General features: G+C 47.6%; 19 protein-coding genes. 16 read left to right on the forward strand and 3 right to left on the reverse strand.

Annotated features, from left to right (window positions below; all coding sequences use genetic code 11):
- Positions 1-146: 146 nt before the first annotated feature.
- Positions 147-1358: an asparaginase gene (locus tag M1D71_RS09335; RefSeq protein ID WP_458126212.1), complete on the reverse strand. Its 1212-nt coding sequence runs from the start codon at positions 1356-1358 to the stop codon at positions 147-149.
- Between the two features lie 548 nt (positions 1359-1906).
- Here M1D71_RS09335 and M1D71_RS09340 point away from each other — a divergent pair.
- Positions 1907-3100 carry a cytochrome P450 gene (locus M1D71_RS09340; RefSeq protein ID WP_458126213.1) on the forward strand — a complete coding sequence of 398 codons (1194 nt, stop codon included), beginning with the start codon at positions 1907-1909 and terminating at the stop codon, positions 3098-3100.
- Positions 3101-3206: 106 nt separating this feature from the next.
- Here M1D71_RS09340 and M1D71_RS09345 read toward each other — a convergent pair whose 3' ends face one another.
- Positions 3207-4439, reverse strand: coding sequence for an MFS transporter (locus M1D71_RS09345; protein ID WP_458127205.1), 1233 nt, complete (start codon positions 4437-4439; stop codon positions 3207-3209).
- A 183-nt stretch (positions 4440-4622) separates the two neighbouring features.
- Between M1D71_RS09345 and hemE the strand changes: the two genes are divergently transcribed.
- The 6 genes from hemE to M1D71_RS09375 all read left to right on the forward strand — a co-directional run bounded on the left by hemE (position 4623) and on the right by M1D71_RS09375 (position 11109).
- Positions 4623-5687, forward strand: a complete 1065-nt coding sequence (hemE, locus tag M1D71_RS09350) for a uroporphyrinogen decarboxylase (protein WP_458126214.1) — start codon at positions 4623-4625, stop codon at positions 5685-5687.
- Positions 5680-6630: a ferrochelatase gene (gene hemH / locus M1D71_RS09355; protein WP_458126215.1), complete on the forward strand. Its 951-nt coding sequence runs from the start codon at positions 5680-5682 to the stop codon at positions 6628-6630. The genes hemE and hemH overlap by 8 nt, the downstream gene beginning before the upstream one ends.
- Positions 6630-8054 (forward strand): protoporphyrinogen oxidase, encoded by a 1425-nt coding sequence (gene hemY / locus M1D71_RS09360; protein ID WP_458126216.1) that lies wholly within the window; start codon positions 6630-6632, stop codon positions 8052-8054. The genes hemH and hemY overlap by 1 nt, the downstream gene beginning before the upstream one ends.
- Positions 8055-8239: 185 nt before the next feature.
- Positions 8240-9652 (forward strand): CapA family protein, encoded by a 1413-nt coding sequence (locus tag M1D71_RS09365; RefSeq protein WP_458126217.1) that lies wholly within the window; start codon positions 8240-8242, stop codon positions 9650-9652.
- Positions 9653-9677: 25 nt separating this feature from the next.
- On the forward strand, positions 9678-10430 hold the full coding sequence (locus M1D71_RS09370; protein ID WP_458126218.1) for a glycerophosphodiester phosphodiesterase: 753 nt from the start codon (positions 9678-9680) through the stop codon (positions 10428-10430).
- Positions 10431-10476: 46 nt separating this feature from the next.
- The gene (locus tag M1D71_RS09375) at positions 10477-11109 is read left to right on the forward strand and encodes a fumarylacetoacetate hydrolase family protein (RefSeq protein ID WP_458126219.1); all 633 of its coding nucleotides are present in this window, start codon (positions 10477-10479) and stop codon (positions 11107-11109) included.
- A gap of 120 nt (positions 11110-11229) precedes the next feature.
- Here the strand turns inward: M1D71_RS09375 and M1D71_RS09380 are convergent, their stop codons facing one another.
- Positions 11230-11637, reverse strand: coding sequence for a hypothetical protein (locus M1D71_RS09380; RefSeq protein ID WP_458126220.1), 408 nt, complete (start codon positions 11635-11637; stop codon positions 11230-11232).
- A 374-nt stretch (positions 11638-12011) separates the two neighbouring features.
- Between M1D71_RS09380 and M1D71_RS09385 the strand changes: the two genes are divergently transcribed.
- The 9 genes from M1D71_RS09385 (at position 12012) to M1D71_RS09425 (ending at position 21461) form a co-directional block, all read left to right on the forward strand.
- Positions 12012-12569: a MarR family winged helix-turn-helix transcriptional regulator gene (locus M1D71_RS09385; RefSeq protein ID WP_458126221.1), complete on the forward strand. Its 558-nt coding sequence runs from the start codon at positions 12012-12014 to the stop codon at positions 12567-12569.
- A gap of 58 nt (positions 12570-12627) precedes the next feature.
- Positions 12628-14076, forward strand: coding sequence for an aryl-sulfate sulfotransferase (locus M1D71_RS09390; RefSeq protein ID WP_458126222.1), 1449 nt, complete (start codon positions 12628-12630; stop codon positions 14074-14076).
- Positions 14077-14115: 39 nt separating this feature from the next.
- Positions 14116-15144: an ABC transporter substrate-binding protein gene (locus M1D71_RS09395; RefSeq protein ID WP_458126223.1), complete on the forward strand. Its 1029-nt coding sequence runs from the start codon at positions 14116-14118 to the stop codon at positions 15142-15144.
- 27 nt (positions 15145-15171) lie between these two features.
- Entirely contained in the window at positions 15172-15948 is a 777-nt protein-coding gene (locus tag M1D71_RS09400; protein WP_458126224.1) for an ABC transporter ATP-binding protein, read from the forward strand.
- A 17-nt stretch (positions 15949-15965) separates the two neighbouring features.
- Positions 15966-16739, forward strand: coding sequence for an ABC transporter permease (locus M1D71_RS09405; RefSeq protein ID WP_145319349.1), 774 nt, complete (start codon positions 15966-15968; stop codon positions 16737-16739).
- 227 nt (positions 16740-16966) lie between these two features.
- Positions 16967-17776 (forward strand): DUF92 domain-containing protein, encoded by an 810-nt coding sequence (locus M1D71_RS09410; protein WP_458126225.1) that lies wholly within the window; start codon positions 16967-16969, stop codon positions 17774-17776.
- A 12-nt stretch (positions 17777-17788) separates the two neighbouring features.
- Positions 17789-18367: a TetR/AcrR family transcriptional regulator gene (locus M1D71_RS09415; protein ID WP_221823344.1), complete on the forward strand. Its 579-nt coding sequence runs from the start codon at positions 17789-17791 to the stop codon at positions 18365-18367.
- A 59-nt stretch (positions 18368-18426) separates the two neighbouring features.
- Positions 18427-20358, forward strand: a complete 1932-nt coding sequence (locus M1D71_RS09420; protein ID WP_458126226.1) for an ABC-F family ATP-binding cassette domain-containing protein — start codon at positions 18427-18429, stop codon at positions 20356-20358.
- Between the two features lie 164 nt (positions 20359-20522).
- Entirely contained in the window at positions 20523-21461 is a 939-nt protein-coding gene (locus tag M1D71_RS09425; RefSeq protein WP_458126227.1) for a hypothetical protein, read from the forward strand.
- Positions 21462-21574: the final 113 nt, after the last annotated feature.

A 21574-nucleotide genomic window follows, 5' to 3' on the forward strand; every position in this document is an offset into this window, starting at 1 on the left:
AAGTGTACATGGATTAATAGCCCACCGCGATGTGGAAAAGTAATACACAAAGTCTGAAAACACACAAAGAAAGAGACGACACACCTTGAATGTAAGGGGAGTATCGTCTCTTATTTTTGTCCAGATTTATAAAGGATGAGTGCTTCTCATACTTCCGGTGTTCCGTACGTTTCGAACCATTTTTTGATGGTGTCAAAATCATCACTGAAGGATAATCCCAGCATCAATAATACACGAGCTTGTTGTGGACTCAGATTGTCGCCGGCAATAATACCTTTGCCGCCGCCATATACACTTCCTGAACCCGTCCGAGTGGTAGTTACGAAGATTACACCTTCTTCAATGGCTTTGGTACGGGCTTGTCCCATAGCTCTGGAGATACCGCCAGCTCCTGTACCGGAGGTTACGATGCCTTGCGCACCGTTGCTGACGAACCCTTCGATGGCTCCGCCTCCAGCTTCTTGATACGAGATAGCAATTTCTACTTTAGCGAGGTCTGCCTTTGTGATTTTACTCAGATCGAATACGGGCTTCGCTGTGCCTTCAGGTTTCAAGGCGCGTGCAGGAGCGCGGTAAATTCGAATGTTTTCTTCATCAATATATCCTACGGCACCGAGCATCGGTGTTTCAAACGTATCTGTCCGATAATCATTTGTTTTGCTTACACCGCGTGCGAGCTGAATGGTGTCATTCAGCATCAGTACAGTTCCGAATGAAGTGGTACGACCACTACCTGCAAGTTTGATTGCGTTATAAAGGTTGGCTTGAGCGTCAGAGCCGATGACAGTCCATGGACGCATGGAACCTGTGATTACGACCGGTTTGTCACTCTGAACCGTCATGTCGAGGAAATAGGCGATTTCCTCCATTGTATCTGTACCCGTGGTAACCACGACACTGTCATACAATGCAAGAGCTTTGTCTACCGTCTGCGATAAGTCATAGAGATCAGCCATGCTATAGGAGCCTGAACCTGAATTTCCGAATTGGAGTGTGCTAACATCAGCAATCTTCTGCTTATCCGGCAAAGCGTCTACCATCTCTCCAATGGGAAGCGTACCTGCCTTGTAGTTCTGGAAGCTTGTCGCATCCTCGGATTGACCGGCAATCGTTCCGCCAGTTCCGATCACCAATACATTGGGAAGTGCCGATTGCTTGGAGGAGTCCGGTACGGCAGGGATGGAGGTATTGCGAGCCGGAGTAGTCGGTGCTGTCTGGACAGTACCTGTTGTGCCTTTCACCTCTACCTTAGCAGCGTGAGCAGCAAAGGTTCCGATAGGGGACAACGAGATCGTTAATGCTGTTAAAGCTGCGGTACTCCATACGGCCCAGGGACGAAGATTGGATGTTTTACTCATGAATAGCACTCTCCTTCAAGTAAGTGTGATGTTAAGTTTGTTGAGAAGAATAGGTATACCATTTCAAAATGATTGTATTTCATGTTAAATAATATGACAATGATAGATATTGGTAGAGTAATCGGTTACATTTATAGATGTCGGGAGAAAAATGATTATTTATAAGGGGTAATGGAAGAATATTCGCTCTGATAGAGCGAGAGGACTTGATAGATTTAATAATTTTAGATATTAAACAGCTGGTTATATGTTAGTTAATATTACATACTGAGGCTTTTTCCTGATAAACGAAGCTTTTAAAAAAGGAATGTTGAATACAGATTTAAGCTGGTGGATACCAATGATCAGAAGGTTATTCTGTCATCGGAATACCAAGAGTAAATATCCTTTAGTTCTATTTACATATAGCACGAGAGGAAGTTGGTAGCGCTTAGTAGGTAATGGGTCTCAATTACGTTCCATAGATTGGTTTCGTTATGAAGTTATGTTTATAATAGGGGTGAACAACATATGTAAATAAATATATAATATTGATTGGAGGAGAAACGATGAAACAGGCACCCAGAAAGTATGCAAATTACATTCCGATTCGGGAACTGGAGACTTTGGAACAGCGGCTGTCTCCCTTCCAGGTGTACGCAGAGCTTCGTGACAACACTCCAGTCCGATATGATGAGCATCGAGAATGCTGGGATGTTTTCGGTTATGAAGATGTGAAGTACGTATTGAAAAACCCGAAACTGTTCTCTTCTGCACGTGATCGTGCCAATACGAGCATGTTGACGACAGACCCGCCCAAGCACAAACAGCTGCGTGATCTGGTGAATCAGGCGTTTACACCCAAGGCAATTGAAGCATTGGCTCCGCGTATTCAGGAAATCACAGATGAGTTAATTGCTCCACACCTGTCAGAAGGACATATGGAACTTGTTGATGACCTTGCCATGCCATTGCCTGTCATTGTAATTGCTGAACTGATCGGAGTCCCTGCAACGGATCGCCAAAAGTTCAAGGACTGGTCTGATGTATTGGTGAAGGGTGCGCGTGATGATAGTGAGCAGGCTTTTCAGGAGTTGTTGGAGGAGAAAAAAAGAAATATACAGGAACTGCATATCTATTTCACTGGCATCATGGAAGAGCGTCGGTTGCAGCCACAGGATGATCTGATTTCGTTACTGCTTGCTGCGGAGATTGATGGTCAGAAGTTGACTGCAGAGGAAGTGGTAGGCTTCTGTATTCTCTTGTTAGCTGCAGGGAATGAAACAACAACCAACCTAATTACCAATGCGATACGTATACTGTCTGAACAACCCGAACTACAACAGGAGCTACGCGAACATCCTGAACGGATTACTTCTGCGGTTGAAGAGACACTGCGATATTATCCGCCAATTGTTGCGATTGGGCGGGTCGCCAAGGAAACCGTAGAGTTAAATGGACAGATGATACAAGCGGGAGATCAGGTGATTTCATGGGTTGGATCAGCTAATTGGGACGGTGTCCAATTCGAGCGTCCGGAAGATTTCATAGCTGATCGCAAGCCGAACAGACATATGGGATTTGGATTTGGGATTCATTTTTGTTTGGGTGCACCACTCGCTCGTCTAGAGGCAAGGGTAGTTCTGCATACGTTGCTTCAGCACATGGAGTGCATTCAGCTTGTGCCGGGAACGGTCCTGCAGCCGATACAAAGTGCTTTTGTATTTGGTGTGAAGCATTATCCGATACAATTTAATGCTTGAATAATGGTAGATGAATGGACGAAAGCCGCTCCCATGCCAATTAGGCGCTGGAGGCGGCTTTTTCTGAAGAACGTTGATATGGATTGGTTGATATATGGACGGGAAATCAGGATTCCCGGGGCAATACCGGTTTGTTGTACAATTTGAATCTGACCCAAACCATATTGAGCAGTAGCAGTCCACCAGAGACGATAAAGAGACCTTCAATTCCGATGAATCCTGCCATAAAGCCTCCGATGATCGCCCCCAGCATGTTGCCCAGCGCCAAAGTACTCGTATTAAAACTGAATGCACGGCTAATCATGCTATCTGATGTGTAGGAACGAATCAGGGCATTGACGCTTGGAAGCAGGCCACCCATGAACACACCCATCACGAACCGGACTAGAATGAGCTGCCACACCGTCTGAACAAATGCTTGGGGGATAAGCATGAGTCCTGTTCCGATGAGAGAGAAGGTAAGTACCTTGTGCGGACCAATCCGGTCACTAAGCTTTCCGAGAACCGGCGACATCGCCATATTGGATATTCCCGTAACTGCACCCACCATCCCAGCCCAGAACGCCACGTTGACATCCGAAGCATGCAGTTTCTGCACATACAGTGGCAAGAGTGACATGGGGCTAATCATGGCAAACTGCAGCAGAAACGTCACTGCAAACAGCGCAGGCAGTTGCGGGGACTTGTTCAACTCCTTCAGACCGGACAATACGGATTGTTCCGGTAGTTTGGCTGCCTCTTTCCGATCGAATTTCTCTCTTACCAGAAACATGGCGAGCATGGAGGCGACGAAGATCAGCCCACCTGTGATATAGAAAATGGGGCGGAAGCCTACCGCATCAGCCAGCAAGCCACCAATGAGCGGACCGAGGATCGTGCCAGCAACCTGCCCGGACTGACTGATTCCCATGGCGAAGCCCATGCGGTCTTTCGGTGTAGTGCCCGATATCAACGCAACAGCTGCAGGATTGAAGCCGGAGATTGTACCGTTAAGCAAACGCAATAAGAGAAGCTGCCAGGGATTCTGTGCCAGACCCATAAGGGCGATCACGATGGCCATCCCGAATCCCGAGCGCAGCAGCATAACTTTTCGACCATACTTGTCAGATAATTTGCCCCAGAGCGGTTGGAACAAAAATGAGGTGAGGAAATTGGCTGCAAATATAAATCCGGCCCAAATGCCAATTTCATGTTCGCCAACAACGCCAAGATCTCTTGCGAGATACAGGGACAAAAATGGGGTAATCATGGTCATGCCCGAATTGACCAAAAATTGTCCGAACCAAAGCACAATGAGGTTTACTTTCCACGTTTTCAAAGTGCTTTCACTTCCTTTCATAGATATTTCTGTAATTCTCAAAAAAACACCATTCTTTCATTATAACATAATTGTCATATGGAGGAGGGGTGTAAGGAATGTCATAGTATTGTCACGTAGAACGCATCTGCATGTGGTTGTTACGGCTGTTTAAAAAGGGCATAATGGTAATTATGAGTCCAAAAACTATTGGAGGCTTCTTACATGAGCTATAATGATCGACTGATTCGGGCAAGTTTCAAGCAACAGGTCGACCGTGTTCCGGTATGGTACATGCGTCAGGCTGGACGTTACGATCCTGAATATCGCAAGATTAAAGAAAAGTACTCCTTGCTAGAAATCTGCCAACAACCCGAGCTGGCGGCTGAAGTTACACTCATGCCCGTACGCAAGCTTGGTGTAGATGCGGCTATTTTGTATTCCGATATTATGAATCCGGTTGCCTCACTGGGTATTGATTTTGACATTGTAAAAAATATTGGTCCCGTTATCGATAATCCTATTCGGTCCGCTGCAGATGTGGATCGTTTGCGTCCCATTGACGTAGAAGGAGATCTGTCACATATTCTGGAGACCATTCGAATTCTGGATAAGGAGCTTGACGTGCCTCTGATTACGTTTGCGGGCGCACCTTTCACAATTGCGAGCTATCTGATCGAAGGACAACCTTCGAAAGGTTACATCCGCACCAAAACGATGATGTACAGCGAGCCTGAAGTGTGGCACAAGCTGATGCAGAAGCTTGGTGATATGGTAATTACATATATCCGTGCGCATATTGCGAATGGCGGTAAGGCATTCCAGTTGTTTGACAGCTGGGTTGGAGCACTTTCTCCCAAAGACTTCAGAACATATGTGTTGCCTACGATTACCCGTATCTTTACCGAATTATCGGATTTGAATGTACCGAAAATCTATTTCCCTGGTGTCGCTTCGGGCGAATTGTTGCCAACGCTGCATAATCTGCAAGCCAATGTGATTGGATTGGACTGGAGAGTATCGATTACGGAAGGTCGCCAACGACTTGGCGGTAAATTTGCAGTCCAGGGTAATTTGGACCCTTATGTGCTGACAGCACCGATGGAACTGATCAAGGAACAAGCCAAAGTGATTATCGACGAAGGAATCAAGGAGCCGGGGTATATATTCAACCTGGGTCACGGACTATTTCCTGAAGCATCTCTTGATAAGCTCAGAGAACTGACCGCATATATTCATGAATATTCTGCGGAAGCATTGAAGACTGGGGTGACGATAACTAATGACTAAAACTGTAGGTGTACTGGTGATGTCATATGGCACACCAGAAAATATGGAAAGTGTTGAAGCGTATTACACACATATCCGCAGAGGGCGTCCGCCTGAACCGGAGCAATTGAAGGAACTGACGGATCGATATGAAGCCATTGTTGGCGGTGTGTTTCCACTTCGGGAGAACACGGACAACCAGGTTAAGGCTCTTCAGGAGACATTAAACCGCGATGAGCGTGGGAGTGACGTGGAATTCCGTTGTTATCAAGGACTGAAGCATGCTTATCCGTTTATTGAGGATGGCGTGGAACAGATGGCGAAGGATGGGATTCAGACAGCAATTGGTATTGTGCTGGCTCCGCATTTCTCAACGATGAGTGTAGGCAGTTATATCAAGCGGGCGCGGGAAAAAGCAGGAGAACTGGGCGTTCAGATGTCCTTTATCGAGAGCTATCATCTGCATCCGAAGTTAATTCAGGCCTTGTCCACGCGTGTCAGTGCCAAGTTGGATGCGTTCGAGGAAGCCGGAGCTAAACGCGGAGATGTGAAAGTGTTGTTTAGTGCCCACAGCTTGCCAGCACGTATTGTGGAGTTGGGTGATCCATACCCGCAACAATTGCTGGAAACTTCGGAAGTGATTGCCTCACGTGTAGGCATTACCAATTGGCAATTTACTTGGCAAAGTGCCGGAAGAACAGCTGAACCATGGCTTGGACCAGATATCCTCGATACGTTACAGGAACTTTCCCGTGAGCAAGTAGAGGATGTACTTGTGGCACCAATCGGGTTCGTTTCGGATCATCTCGAAGTGCTCTATGATCTCGATATCGAGGCCAAATCGATTGCCAAAGAGATCGATATGCGCCTGATGCGTATTGATTCTCTCAATAGCGATCCTCTATATATGGAGACGTTAAGCGACGTTATTATAAGCCAATGGCAGCAAGGGTCGGATGAGTAATGGATGACAAGAAACGCCGCGTTATTGTCGTCGGCGGTGGCCTCACCGGCCTCAGCGCGGCATTTTATATCCGCAAGCATTACCGGGAAGCAGGAGTTGAACCTGTGATTACATTGGTCGAGAAAAGCTCGTCCATGGGAGGCATGATTGAGACGCTGCACCGGGATGGATTTGTGATTGAAAAAGGGCCCGATTCTTTCCTGGCTCGCAAAACAGCAATGATTGACCTGGCCAAAGAATTGGAGATCGATCATGAGCTGGTAAGCCAGAATCCCGAATCAAAGAAAACGTATATCATGCAGCGTGGCAAGCTTCATCCCATGCCAGCAGGACTTGTTCTCGGTATTCCGACAGAACTAAGACCATTTCTGAGAAGTGGTCTGGTCTCTCCGGCAGGCAAACTGCGGGCGTTGATGGACTTTGTCATCCCGCCGCGTCGCACAACAGAGGATGAATCGCTCGGGTATATGATTGAGCGACGTCTTGGAGCAGAAGTACTGGAGAACTTGACGGAACCGCTGCTCGCGGGAATCTATGCGGGTGATATGCGGCGATTGAGCCTCCAAGCTACCTTCCCGCAGTTCGGAGAAGTTGAGCGCGATTACGGCAGCTTGATCCGGGGCATGATGACTGGCCGTAAACCGGCCGAGACGCATTCCGGAACAAAACGAAGCGCCTTTTTGAATTTCCGTCAGGGACTTCAAAGTCTTGTTCATGCCCTCGTCCATGAGTTGCAGGATGTTGATCAACGCCTGAACACCGCGGTGATGTCGCTGCAACGTCTTGATGGGGCGCAGACCAGATACCGTGTTGAACTGGGGAATGGCGAGACTCTTGATGCCGATGATGTAGTGGTTACCGTGCCGACGTATGTCGCGTCGGAGCTGCTGAAGCCACACGTGGATACAGCGGCTCTGGACGCAATTAACTACGTGTCTGTAGCTAATGTGGTGCTCGCTTTTGAGAAAAAAGAGGTGGAGCATGTATTCGATGGGTCAGGTTTCCTCGTTCCGCGAAAAGAGGGCCGGAATATTACGGCTTGCACGTGGACATCGACGAAATGGCTGCATACCAGCCCGGACGATAAAGTCTTGCTCCGTTGTTATGTTGGTCGCTCTGGTGACGAACAAAACGTAGAGCTTCCGGATGAAGCGCTGACCGATCTGGTTCTCAAGGATCTGAGGGAGACCATGGGCATCGAAGCGGTACCGATCTTCTCCGAGATTACAAGGCTTCGCAAATCAATGCCACAGTATCCCGTGGGACACCTCCAACATATTGCCGCTCTTCGTGAGGAGTTAGGCAGTAAATTACCGGGTGTGTACATTGCAGGTGCAGGGTATGAGGGCGTAGGCTTGCCTGATTGCATCAGACAAGCGAAGGAAATGTCTGTCCAGGCTACAAAAGAGTTTGTGGTAGAATAAGTGCAGCAAGAGAGCTGTCTCAAACGTAGAATTATCTACAGGAGAGACAGCTTTTTTTGCATGAAGATCTGAAAGTTAACCGAGTTCATATCCTTCCAATCGATACAGTTCCAAGGAATGATGGAAATCCAGAATATGCCTGATATAATGGTATGTATGGCTGTGAAGAAGAAGAGGAGTTGCTTATGTATCCCCCAAGATCAGAGCGAAGTGTACAGAAGAAAAAAGGTAAACGTACCCGCAATACAGTCATCTGGACAGTTAATATTGTATTGATCATGGCAATTGGTCTAGTCGGCATTTTTTATGTCATCCATTCACGTCAGCAACAGGCAGACCAGCCGGTGCAACAAGAAATTGTCGACCAGGATCAGCCTTCCATTGGAGAAGATGCCAAAGGCGGCGATCAATTAAGTACATCGGACATGGACTCCGATGAGACTTCGGAAGAAGAAACCGGAGCTGCGGATGAAGAGACAACAGAGGATGCAGAAAAAACATCCGGAATAGCGACACCTGACACTTCAGGCAACACCAATAGTAGCAAGACGGAGTCCGGAACGAAAAAACCTGCGGCGGCTTCAACACCATCCAGTACCAAGGGAAATGCAGGTGTGGATAAGGAATCTGAGACGTCGAAACCCTCCAATTCAGCGGAGGATGTTACGATTAACTTTGTTGGCGATATTCAATTCTCGGGCAAAGTTGCTGAACTGTTGGATAGGAATGGTTATGATTATCCCTTTGCCAAGCTCGGCAGATTATTCAAAGACGATGATCTTACCATCGGTAACCTGGAGACACCCATAACTCTGGGGGGGACTGGTGCAGCTGACAAAACATATGTATATAAATCTTCGCCCAAAGCATTGGCGGCAATGGCCTCTGCTGGTTTTGATGCTGTGAATTTGGCTAACAATCATATCCTGGATCAAGGTGTAGAGGGCTTGGTGGATACGCTAACCTATCTCAAGGAGTATGGCATAGCCCACACCGGGGCTGGCATGAACAGAGATGAGGCCTATGCACCAGCTTATCTGGAACGCAAAGGCATGAAGATCGCATTGCTTGGGTTCTCCCGAGTTGTACCGGAAGCAAGTTGGAAGGCTGAGGGTAATCGGGCTGGCGTGGCTGAAGCCTATGATTCCACAGGAGCAGTCAAAGCGATCGAGGAGGCCCGTAAGAAGGCGGATCTGGTCATTGTGGTTGCACACTGGGGAGAGGAACGGGTAAGTACTCCGAATAGTGACCAGACCCGATTGGCTCATGAGTTTGTAGATGCTGGTGCGGATCTGGTCATAGGTGGACATCCCCATGTGCTACAAGGGTTGGAGTACTATAAAGGGAAGTGGATTGCATACAGTACGGGGAATTTTACTTTCTCCAGATCCACAACTGAAGAAACGTGGAAAACGGCTGTGTTTCAGGCACGCTGTAGTCGCGAAGCTGCTTGCAGCATGAAAGTCATCCCTTATGAGGCGGGCCTTGGTCAGGCCATCCCGATGATTGATGAGGCGAACAAACTTCTGCTGCAGCAGATGGCACAGCTATCCCCAGGCATTCGATATGATGCGAATGGAGTGGCTTCGCCAAATTGAGAACCATTGTTGAGGAGGACATCAAATGAACAACCTTTGTGTAGCGCACCGTGGATTTTCTTCCATTGCACCAGAGAATACGATGGCTGCATTCTTGATGGCTATGGAACGGCCTGAAGTTCAGTGGATGGAGCTGGATGTGCAGTTATCACGTGATGGTGTACCAGTGATCATTCATGATTTTACAGTGGATCGCACGACGAATGGCAAGGGCCTGGTTCGGGAAACCGATTGGGCTGATCTGCAACGACTGGATGCCGGAGCATGGAAAAATAAGTCTTACAAAGGCGAACGGATTCCGGCTCTAAGTGAATTGTTAGATCGCTCGTGCGGCAAAGTGCGTTTGAACATCGAATTGAAAACGCAGGGAGATATGTACCCTGGTTTACCGGCAGCGGTGATATATGAAGTAAGAAAACGACATATGCAGAATGATGTAGTGATCACTTCATTTGAACCAGCCGCTCTGATTGAAGTGAAAAAACTTGCACCGGAGATTCAGACGGGGCTAATTATTGATGCGCGACCGGGTGATCTGTTAACCGCACTGCGGCAAATGAATTGTACGTTCCTCTCGATTGGATATACCAATGTAGACAAATCTTTAATGAACGAGATGCGGAGTGCAGGCATTCGTGTGATGGCTTGGACAGTGGATGACAAGACCATTATGAAGAGACTGGCGGCTGTAGATCCAGAGCTCATGTTGTGTACAAACCGGCCTGACGTATGGGAACATGCATTTCAGGAGACGAGCAGCCGATTCTTCAGACCGTAACTTTCATATATGTACTAATGAATCCAATAAAGGTGGTTATATATCCATGTTGACTAACATTCGCAATGTATACTGTGTAGGACGCAATTATAAACTTCACGCGGAAGAATTGGGCAACGCGGTTCCAGATGAGCCGATGATTTTTATGAAACCTTCTCACGCAGTCGTACCCCTGAATGGTGCCACACTTGAATTGCCTGCTACCAAGGGTGAAGTTCACTATGAAGCTGAACTGGTGGTGCAAATCGGCCGGAGTTATGAGCCAGGTATGGCGGTAGATGAGCTGGTGGATGCATATGCATTTGGTATTGATTTTACGTTACGTGATGTTCAGACCGTGATTAAGAAAAAGGGCCACCCTTGGACAGCGGCAAAGGGGTTCAAAAATTCCGCTCCGATTACTGCATTTCAGGCATTTCCAGGTGCGGTAGCATTGCTCGAGAAAGACTTTACATTGACCAAAAATGGTGAGGAAGTCCAGCGTGGCAATATTCGTAACATGATCTTCAGTTTACAGGATATTGTGGATTATGTAGGTCACCATTACGGCCTGGGGCCGGGCGATGTCATTTTTACAGGAACACCCGAAGGTGTTGGACCAACACAAGCAGGAGATGTGCTCGAACTGGCATGGGACGGCGAATCCTTGGGTGCATGCACGATTGGGGCAGCACAATAAGGATTACACATCACACCTGCTTGAGATGGATAGGGTACAAGAAAGGGGCGTGCATACGCTCCTTTTTGTCGTGAGATCAGAAAGTTCTTCAAAATTTCTATCGTACGGATACGGCGCTAATTACGCTAAATTGTATGCTGTATTCGTACTCTGTGGGACCAACTCTTCCAGTTCAGCTTGTTGTGCAGCATGTTGCTCCGAGCTGATACTTCCACTTGCGAGCCGTTCATCCAACTGTTCCTTGAGCTGCCTAACCTGTATAGCAATGACCTCATTTAAGTTTCCGTTGTTTTCTTCCGTGATCGTCCTCAGTGATTTGCCGCTATACAATTCCTCGTACAAATCCGCTTCTGAAGGCTGATTCAGAGCGCTGAGCAGCTCGTCGCCGCTTCCCTCACGAGTATCCAGGTCAACGATGGACCATTTAGCAGTAGGTATAGGGGAGATGGCAGATTGGCCCCATGCTGTTTCGGCGAAGGACATAGTGACAATCATTGTGCCTATAATAATGACTCTTTTCATGTTCATATGGATAATCCTCATTTCTGTAGTTGAGTACGAACTGAATCGTAGCTTGTCGTTGATGTTTCGATCTGAGAATAGTGTAAACGGGAAACCTGAATTGAAACTTAAAACAGGATAAGTAATTTCAAATCAGCGGGGAATAAAGGTGAACGTAGAATTAGTAATACAATTCACACTTGACAGGTTGGGTTAGTTGGTTATATGATGATCTCAATTATTTTAATACTCATTAAATGAACAGCGAAATAAATTAAACTGAAAACGGAACTGAGCTGATTGGACCACCAAAGGCTCCCGGGACTACTCCACTATGGAATGTCCACGGGGGCCTTTTTTCGTGTGCTGTTGAGGTTTCAGACGAACAAGGAGGATAGGGAATGAGCGATGGAGATTGGGAAGCGTTGGAGCGGACGGATTGGTTATTTCGCAAAATGGTCAGACGATTCGTCAAAGAGCGGGATCGCATCTCTGTAGAAGGCATTAGCCTGCCGGGTATGCTTATCCTGCACAAAATCATTCGCGAGGGAGAACAGCGGCTTGGAGATCTGGCAGAACAATTGGACTTCACATCAGGTGCCATTACAGCTCTAACCGATAAGCTGGAGAAAAAGGGACTCACCGTCCGCAGGCGAAAGGAAGACGATCGCCGGACGGTTTTACTGGACATCACATCCAGCGGGCGGGAGATGTATGCGAGAAACAGCAACATCGGTGTCCGATGTATCACGCTTCTGTTTGAGGGTTTTACGACGGAGGAACTGAAGCAACTAAGTCAATTCTATGAGCGAGTGGTATTGAATCTGGAGGGGTTCTCGGACATGGTGCTGGAATTGGCGGAGAACAACGGGATACAGGAACATGATCAGTCCTCTACAAGTGACCTTGAGCAGAAGCAGCGGGACAATACCGGGAAGGGGAACTATCTCAGTTATTGAGGTTGAATCAAGTAGCGATATTCGACATTCTATAAACATTCTAAGGGAGAGATGATCAATGGGACACTCGACAATATATCCAACTGGAGCAACGCTATTCAATCCGGATAAGGCTTGGGGCGGTTATACCGTCTATCAGGCAGGCGAGGAAGGCGTAGTGTTGATCGATATGAATGGCAAGGAGGTTCACCTGTGGAAAGGACTGTTAGGGTTTCCGGCCAAAATATTGCCTGGCGGCTACGTGCTGGGCAGCACGGGTCGGAGAGATCCAAAGTTCGGTATTCAGGACAATGTCGATCTGGTCCAAGTGGATTGGGACGGCAATATTGTATGGAAATACAATAGCTACGAACATATCGAAGATCCGGGGTATGAGCCACTATGGTATGCTCGCCAGCATCATGATTATCAGCGTGAGGGTAATCCGGTAGGTTACTATGCACCTGGCCTTGCGCCGAAGACGAAGAGTGGCAAAACGCTTATTCTGGCACACAAAAATGTGAGTAACCCGCAAATTTCAGATAAGCCCTTGCTTGATGATGCCATTATCGAAGTAGATTGGGAGGGGAAGGTACTCTGGGAGTGGCTGCCTAACGAGCACTTTGAAGAATTAGGTTTTGATGAAGCTGCTCGAAATGTCCTGTTCCGTGATCCGAATACACGTTCTTTCGGTCATCTGGGCGGTGGTGTCGGTGACTGGTTACATATTAATTCTGCTTCTTACGTTGGACCCAACCGCTTCTATGAAGATGGAGACGAACGGTTCCACCCCGACAATATTATCTGGGATGCCAGAGAGGCCAACATTATCGCCATTACAGACAGACAGAGCGGAAAGATCGTGTGGAGACTAGGGCCAGACTATACTTCACATGAAGCGAAGCACATCGGCACGATTATCGGGCAGCACCATGCACATATCATTCCCCAAGGTCTCCCGGGAGAAGGGAACTTGCTCGTATTCGACAATGGCGGCTGGGCAGGTTACGGCCTTCCGAATCCGGCTTCCCCATTTGGATTGAAACATGCAATTCGGGATCACTCGCGTGTGCTGGAGATTAACCCGGTCACCCTGGAGATTGTCTGGCAGTATACATCGGCAGAAGCTGGATTTTCCGTCCCAACGGATTCCTATAAATTTTATAGCCCATACATCAGTTCTGCCCAGCGTTTACCTAACGGCAACACCCTGATAACCGAAGGTTCCAATGGCAGATTGTTCGAAGTCACAGCGGAGCATGAGTTGGTCTGGGAGTATGTCTCCCCTTACACCGATGGGCGCAATACCAATATGGTCTATCGCTCGTATCGCGTTCCTTATCAGTGGGTTCCGCAGTTGGAGAAGCCACAGGAAGTTGCCATTGAAGCAATTGATGTCTCCAACTACAGGGTGCCGGGAGCAGCACCTAAAGGTTCTGCATCCATCGTGAGCGTGGAGACAACTCTTCCATTTGTGGAGGGTGCAGCCTGTGTGGCAACGTCGGATGAAGGCAAGTCAGGCGGTTAAGCATCAAGAATCATGACTAGATCGAATGGGGTGTATATTGTGAGAAAACCATCCATAATTACCGGCGTATTGATATTATTTCTGGCTACGGCACTCATTTTATCCGGATGCAGTTCAAATGCAGCAGGATCTGGAGCAAAAGACGCTACCGGCAAAAATGCCGATAATGTAAAAATTCGAATTGCCGATACAAGTACCAACCCAACGTTCAGGGTAGCCATTGCGAAAGGTTTCTTTGAAAAACGGGGCATTGATGCAGAGAGTATTACGTTTGGCTCACCGGCTGAAGGTGTAAATGCACTATTTATCAAACAGGTAGATATTGCGTACGGAGCAGACTTCCCTGTATTAAATGCGCTGGCTAAAGGGGAATATTCGGTCATCGCTTCCGCAGGTCAGGCTACGGATGAAGCGGCAGCCGCCTGGAAGCTGTATGCAAGGGAGGATATTCAGAGTGGAGCAGATTTGAAGGGCAAGAAAGTGAGCTTCATTCGAGGCACATTCATTCCGTATCTATGGGATGAGTATTTGAAAGATCAGGGATTAGCCCTGAGGGATGTGACGCAAATTGGTCAGGGGGCTTTTGATGAGTCCTACATCGCACTGAAACAGGGAGACCTTGATGCAACTTGGGTCATAGGTTCCGCGTTAACCGATAAATTCGATGCACTCGAAGGGGTACATCAGCTGACGGATATGTCCCAGACGCCTATACGCCTTGGTATGGGACTGGTATCGAGTAATGAATTCATCCAGGCAAACCCCGAAAAGATAAGTGATTTTCTTGCGGCGCTTGATGAGGCGTCCACGTATGCTCAAGCGCATCCTGAAGAGGTTGCGGATCTGATGTATAAAGAGACCAAACAACCTAAAGATGCCACGTTGAAAGACCTTCCGATCAATCCATGGGACGTTGGATTTACGCAGGCCGCTTATGATAGTTTGGCAGGTCAGAAACAATATATGGTGGACACCGGAATCATTGAACAGGATTTTGATCTCGACACCAAACTCAATCTGACTTCTCTCCAACAGGCTCTGCCGGAAAAAGTGACATACCGTAAATAATTCATATTCAAATGGGAGGTGACCGTTATGTCTTTACCTGCAACTCAGCATACCATTCATATTGAACAGCTTCGAAAAACATATCATGCCCCGACCAATGGGGATGTGCATTATATCATTAAGGATGTCGATCTGGTCATCAAGGGAGGAGAGTTCTTTGTCCTGCTTGGACCCAGTGGATGCGGGAAGTCAACGCTGCTGAACATGATCGCGGGTTTTATCTCCAAGTCGGGTGGACAGCTCAGGGTAGACAACAAGGAGATCGACAGGCCGGGCAGGGATCGGGCAATGGTATTCCAGCAGGCGGATTCTTCGCTCTTTCCATGGCTAACGGTGAGGGAGAATGTTGAATTCGGGCTTCGAATGTCCAAGGTGCCTAAGACACAACGGCGTGAGATCTCTGATCGTTACATCCATCTTGTTGGACTGAGTGCTCATGAGGGGAAATTTCCGAAAGAACTCTCGGGTGGCATGAAGCAGCGGGTCCAATTGGCTCGGGTACTTGCGAATGACTCGGCGATTTTGCTGATGGATGAGCCATTCGGTGCGCTGGACGCGATGACGAGACGAACCATGCAGAAGGAACTGGTGAATATTTGGAAAGAAACACATAAGACTGTTATCTTTGTCACCCACGATATTCAGGAGGCGTTATTGCTTGGTGAGCGTATAGGCATTATGTCCGTAGGTCCCTCTTCGAATATAACGGATATTTACCACAACACTTTACCTTACCCTAGGAACATCGCCTCGTCTGAGTTCAATACCCTGTATGACCGAATTCAAGGCCATTTTGAAGAATAACTGAGGTGATATGTAGGATGAAATGGTTAGAGAAAAAATGGGTGTCTATCCCGCTTTTATGGGTAACGGTCATCTTAATCTGGCAGCTTGGTGCCCTCATCTATGGGCCTGATGTAATCCCTGGTCCGTGGCACACGATCCTGGGAGCACGCGAACTGATTGCTGACGGTACGTTGATGCAGTATATCGGAATCAGTTTCACTCGTGTACTGGCGGGCTGGGTACTCGGAAGTATCATTGCTATTCCGGTAGGACTGATTATTGGCAAGGTGCATATCATCCGGCTGTTCGCCGAACCATTCCTTAACTTTATACGCTTTATCCCGCCGATTGCCTTTATTACCTTATTTCTGGTGTGGTTCGGAATTGGAGAGCAATCCAAGATCGCGCTCATCATGTACGCAACCTTCTTCATTGTTGTGCTGAATACACTGACAGGTGTACTCTCCGTTGAAGAAGACAAAATCCGTTCGGCCCGCAGTATGGGAGCCAATGAACGGCAGATTCTGCTGCATGTGATTGTTCCGGCGACAACCCCGTATATCTTCACGGGTGTGCGACTGGCGATGGGAACTTCTTATATGGCCATAATCGGTGCTGAGATGATTGCCTCGAATGAGGGAGTCGGTTACTTGATCTGGAATTCCAGACTCTTTTTCCGGACGGATTGGATCTTTGTCGGACTGATTTCCCTCGGTTTTATGGGATTCCTGACGGATCGATTGTTCAACTGGTTTGGTCGCAGAGTACTCTACCGATATGGGGTCATTGGCGGAGCGAAGCGGGTCTGAATGAGAAGATAGGAACACTGGATAACAGACGTTATGCAAAAGGGGATTTATCTTGTTTTAACGTTTTATCAACAACCTGTTTTGGCACTTCTAAACGAGGCCGAAACAGGTTTTTTGCGTGCTGGCCTCAGGAGTTTCGGCATTGACATCAAACCGTGGTATAATTGAGTTTCAAAAATACAATAAACGTCATGTGGGCTTTGTATGCGTCACATGCAGGAGACATTATGGATTGGATTATTGGCGCCGTATGCGCTTCTATGGTGGCAGGTGCTGCCTATGCGAAAAAGTCGCTAACCCTGTCAGGCTGCCTGGCAGCAATTCTGATGGGAACGATATATTACGGAGCGGGTAACCTGTTCTGGTTTGGCACGTTATTGTTGTTTTTCATCACTTCAACGTTGCTCTCTAGGTTTCGTAAAGATCGGAAGCAGGAGCTGGAGAAATCCTATGCCAAGTCAGGAAATCGGGATGCCGGACAAGTGATGGCTAATGGTGGGATGGGTATGTTTCTATGTCTGGGATACTGGATATTTCCTCATCCGGCATGGATATATGCTTTCATTGGCGTTATGGCTACCGTTACATCGGATACATGGGCAACCGAACTCGGGAGTCTCAGTCGCAAGCCGCCGCGCTCTGTTCTCACGTGGAAGGTACTTACTCCAGGTGCCTCAGGAGGCGTTTCACTTCTCGGTACCCTGGCTGCAGCTGTAGGCGGGGCTCTGATTGGTGCGGGAGCATTTTTCTTTTCCTGGATCGCCGGGGTAGAAGGACTTGGTCTGCTTAGTTGGACTTTTGTCGGCCTTGTAGGCGGATTGGCAGGTGCTTTTGCCGATTCCTATCTGGGCGCAACGGTGCAGATGATGTATCGTTGTACCGTGTGCGGTCGTGAAGTTGAGGTGCATGAACATTGCGGGCATCCAACGGTTCGGGCTCGTGGCTGGTCATGGATGAGTAACGACCTGGTGAACGTGCTTAGCTCGGTCATTGGCGGATGTGTGGCAATAGGATTGGGTAACATTTTGGCGTTGTAGGAGGGAGTACATTTGAACACTGTACACGGAGACAAATCGGAGGCTATTTTGGATGCAGCCTATGGTATTTTTGGTTCGAAAGGTTTTTATGAGACCAAAATGTCTGATATTGCAGACGAAGCCGGCATCGCAAAAGGCACCATTTATTTATATTTTAAAAGCAAGGAACAATTATTTGTAGCAGTATCCAAGCGGGACTGTAACAGTTTTATCAGTCGTCTTGAATATGCTTTGAACTCGCATGAGAACACAGGTGATAAACTTGGCGCAATAGCCAAGACCCACCTTACGTATTATTATGAGCGTCGCAATCATACCAAGCTCTTTTTTATGGCACCCAATAATGATCCGGATCTGATGCAATTTATGAAAGAATTCATGAATCAATATATGAGCATGGTGTGCGAGGTGCTGGAGAGTGCAAGTGTGCCTGAGCCGGTCTTATTAGCCAAATCGTACATTGGGATTCTGGATCGTCTGAAGATGGATATTATGCTTAATCCAGAGTTCAACGAAGAGGATCTGAACAAACGAATTGCCTTCTCAGCAGCGTTGTTTCTGGACGGGTGTCGGTCCTTTTTGAAAACGTAAGTGCATGTGTGGGTACGAGTAATATTGAATTCTATTTTACAGAGAAGTGGGTACGCGCAATGAACATAATGACGGTAGAACAAATTGAAAAAAGTTATGGCGAGAAAATATTGTTCAAGGATGCTTCATTTGGTATGGCTGATCAGGACAAGATTGGTGTCGTTGGGGTAAATGGGACCGGGAAATCCACATTTTTGCGTGTGATTTCTGGTATGGAACCTGCAGATGCGGGACAGATCTCGATCGGTAATGATGTACGCATTCAGTTCCTGGCGCAAAATCCGGACTTCAATCCGGATAATACGGTACTGCAACAAGTATTCGAAGGTGACAGCATGGAAATGAAAACCGTGCGTGAATATACGGAAACAATGGAGCTACTGGAGCTCCAGTCATCTGATTCAGCGTTGCAAGAGCGACTATTACGTTTGAATCAGCAAATGGAGCAGCTTCAGCTCTGGCAGATGGAGAGTGAAGCGAAGAGCATTTTGTCCAAATTGGGTATTCGTCAATTCGATGCACTGATGGGCACATTGTCTGGTGGACAACGCAAAAGGGTAGCGCTAGCGGCTGCCCTGATTCATCCTTGCGAACTGCTTATTCTGGATGAGCCGACGAACCATATTGATAATGACTCGGTAGTGTGGCTCGAGCAGTACTTGCAGAAGCGCCGCGGCGCACTGCTTATGATTACGCATGATCGGTATTTCCTGGATCGTGTGGCGAATGTCATGCTCGAATTGGATCATGGTCGTTTGTTCCGATATGAAGCCAACTATACACGTTTCCTGGAACTGAAGGCGGAGCGGGAAGAACGTGAAGCTTCTTCCGAACAGAAGCGTAAGAACCTGCTTCGGACGGAGCTTGCGTGGATTCGTCGCGGTGCCAAGGCACGGACGACGAAGCAAAAAGCGAGAATTGATCGCTTCGAACAACTCAAAGCCCAACAAGGAATTCAGCGTTCAGGCTCATTGGAAGTATCGGTCGGTTCCACTCGTTTGGGTAAAAAGATACTGGAGATCGAGCATCTTTCCAAATCCGTCGGTGGTCGCATACTGATCGAAGATCTGAGTTATATTGCCGTACCTGGAGATCGGGTAGGCATTGTCGGACCCAATGGTAGTGGTAAGTCCACGCTGTTACAGATGATATCTGGCAAGTTGGAACCCGATGCTGGAGTGGTTGACGTCGGCCCTACTGTCAATCTGGGCTACTTCACACAGGAACATCAAGAGATGGATGAATCACTTCGTGTGATTGAGTACATCAAGGAAGTGGCCGAGAATGTGAAAACGGCCGATGGCTCCCTGATTACGGCATCCCAGATGCTGGAGCGGTTCCTGTTTACCCCGGCATCCCAGTGGACGCCAATCTCCCGCCTGTCTGGTGGAGAGAAGCGTCGTCTGTATCTGCTGCGTGTTCTGATGGCTGCTCCGAATGTATTGCTGCTGGATGAGCCGACAAATGATCTGGATATCCAGACCCTCGCTGTACTTGAAGACTATCTGGATGATTTTCCGGGTGTTGTCTTTGTCGTATCCCATGATCGTTATTTCCTTGATCGTACTGTGGATAAAGTGCTGTCTTTTGAGGGTAACGGTGCTGTACGTGTACACGTCGGCGACTACAGTGAGTATGCGGAATGGATGCTGAAAAATGCGCCTGGGACTACCCTAGAGAGTGACACGGGAGCAGCGAAGGTGAAACAGTTATCGGAGAAAACGACTCCTGCTGTCTCAGCCGCTAAACCGAAGTTGAAATTCAGCTTCAAAGAGCAACGTGAATACGACCAGATTGATGAAAATATTGAGAAGGCTGAAGCCAATCTCGTCCGGATTAACAAAGAGATGGAAGAGTCATTTAGTGATTCTGCCCGTCTGCAAGAGTTGATGGCAGAGCAAGCTGAGGCTGAGCGCCATCTGGACGAATTGATGGAACGCTGGACCGTTCTGAATGAACTTGCAGAGCAAATTGAGCAGAGCAAGTCTTGATTTATAATTAAAGATCGCCCTTTCTTCCATAGTGACTTTAAGTCGTATTAGGAGGAGAGGGCGATTTTTTTGTCTGAAAACTGATGCCCAAATGTGAAACGTTCTGCATATTCATTACGTTGTATAAGTAAAGAATTCCATAGAAGGGGGAGAACACCACACTTATGTATAAAGAAATCAATGAACAGTTGGCAGTGCTCAAGGAAAAGGGGAGAATTTACGAGAAATGGACCAAGCGCTTGGAGAAGCTTCAGACGGAGGAAACCGAATGGGAAGCAAAGGTAAAACGTCGTTTGGAGCATCTCCAGAAGGAACAGAAGGATGTTGATCGACTGAACAGTATGACATTGTCAGCATTTTTCTATCAACTGATTGGCAAGAAGACAGAACGTCTGGAGAAGGAAGAGTTCGAACTAATGGAAAGCAAGGCTGCGTACGACACCGCTTGTCGTATGCTACAAGATGTACAGGAGCAACGAATCCATATGGAGCAGGAGTTGGAGGGCCAACGGCAATATCATTACTGGCAGAGCGACTATAACGCTTTATGGGGGAAGAAGGAAGGTCGTCTGCTGGACCAGGATGCAGAATTACAGCATATGGCTGAGAATCGGGAGCATCTTGCGAGCGAGCTTCAGGAACTGGATGAGGCTTTCCGGGAGGGAGAGTATCTGGTTGATGCTCTTGAACGTGCGGAGAAGGCTTTGGCTTCGGCAGGTAATTGGGGTGTGTATGACATGATGGGCGGTGGGGTCATCTCCACACATATCAAGCGAGGACGAATGGATGACGCTCAGGTCGCCATTATGGATGCAGGAAAGCGTCTACGACGTTTCCAGAAAGAGTTGGAGGATGTAGAGATGGCAGTACACGCGGATCTGCATCTGGGAGGTCTGCTTTCGTTCGCAGACTATTTCTTCGATAACCTCTTCGTGGACTGGATGGTTCAGGACAAAATTCGCAAAGCTGAACGTCAGGTGAAAGATGGACTGAGCGCGGTTCGAAAGACTATGCATGTGTTGAGAACTGAAATGCATGACCATCAGACAGAGTTAGAGATTTTGGATCGTCAATATCATGCATATGTGGAACAAGCAGATTGAGAAATTTGAAAGCAAAGGACACTTCCGAGCGCACATCGAATTGCTGTGCTTTGGAAGTGTCCTTTGTTGTTATGGAAGACAATGCGTGTCTCCATGATGATTTCGTAGATAAA

The sequence above is a fragment of the Paenibacillus sp. Z3-2 genome, assembly GCF_054161325.1.

Coding starts and splice junctions, on each gene's coding strand:
- M1D71_RS09335 (WP_458126212.1), bottom strand. CDS start 1,358: ATGAGTAAAACATCCAATCTTCGTCCCTGGGCCGTATGGAGTACCGCA.
- M1D71_RS09340 (WP_458126213.1), top strand. CDS start 1,907: ATGAAACAGGCACCCAGAAAGTATGCAAATTACATTCCGATTCGGGAA.
- M1D71_RS09345 (WP_458127205.1), bottom strand. CDS start 4,439: ATGAAAGGAAGTGAAAGCACTTTGAAAACGTGGAAAGTAAACCTCATT.
- hemE (WP_458126214.1), top strand. CDS start 4,623: ATGAGCTATAATGATCGACTGATTCGGGCAAGTTTCAAGCAACAGGTC.
- hemH (WP_458126215.1), top strand. CDS start 5,680: ATGACTAAAACTGTAGGTGTACTGGTGATGTCATATGGCACACCAGAA.
- hemY (WP_458126216.1), top strand. CDS start 6,630: ATGGATGACAAGAAACGCCGCGTTATTGTCGTCGGCGGTGGCCTCACC.
- M1D71_RS09365 (WP_458126217.1), top strand. CDS start 8,240: ATGTATCCCCCAAGATCAGAGCGAAGTGTACAGAAGAAAAAAGGTAAA.
- M1D71_RS09370 (WP_458126218.1), top strand. CDS start 9,678: ATGAACAACCTTTGTGTAGCGCACCGTGGATTTTCTTCCATTGCACCA.
- M1D71_RS09375 (WP_458126219.1), top strand. CDS start 10,477: ATGTTGACTAACATTCGCAATGTATACTGTGTAGGACGCAATTATAAA.
- M1D71_RS09380 (WP_458126220.1), bottom strand. CDS start 11,637: ATGAACATGAAAAGAGTCATTATTATAGGCACAATGATTGTCACTATG.
- M1D71_RS09385 (WP_458126221.1), top strand. CDS start 12,012: ATGAGCGATGGAGATTGGGAAGCGTTGGAGCGGACGGATTGGTTATTT.
- M1D71_RS09390 (WP_458126222.1), top strand. CDS start 12,628: ATGGGACACTCGACAATATATCCAACTGGAGCAACGCTATTCAATCCG.
- M1D71_RS09400 (WP_458126224.1), top strand. CDS start 15,172: ATGTCTTTACCTGCAACTCAGCATACCATTCATATTGAACAGCTTCGA.
- M1D71_RS09405 (WP_145319349.1), top strand. CDS start 15,966: ATGAAATGGTTAGAGAAAAAATGGGTGTCTATCCCGCTTTTATGGGTA.
- M1D71_RS09410 (WP_458126225.1), top strand. CDS start 16,967: ATGGATTGGATTATTGGCGCCGTATGCGCTTCTATGGTGGCAGGTGCT.
- M1D71_RS09420 (WP_458126226.1), top strand. CDS start 18,427: ATGAACATAATGACGGTAGAACAAATTGAAAAAAGTTATGGCGAGAAA.
- M1D71_RS09425 (WP_458126227.1), top strand. CDS start 20,523: ATGTATAAAGAAATCAATGAACAGTTGGCAGTGCTCAAGGAAAAGGGG.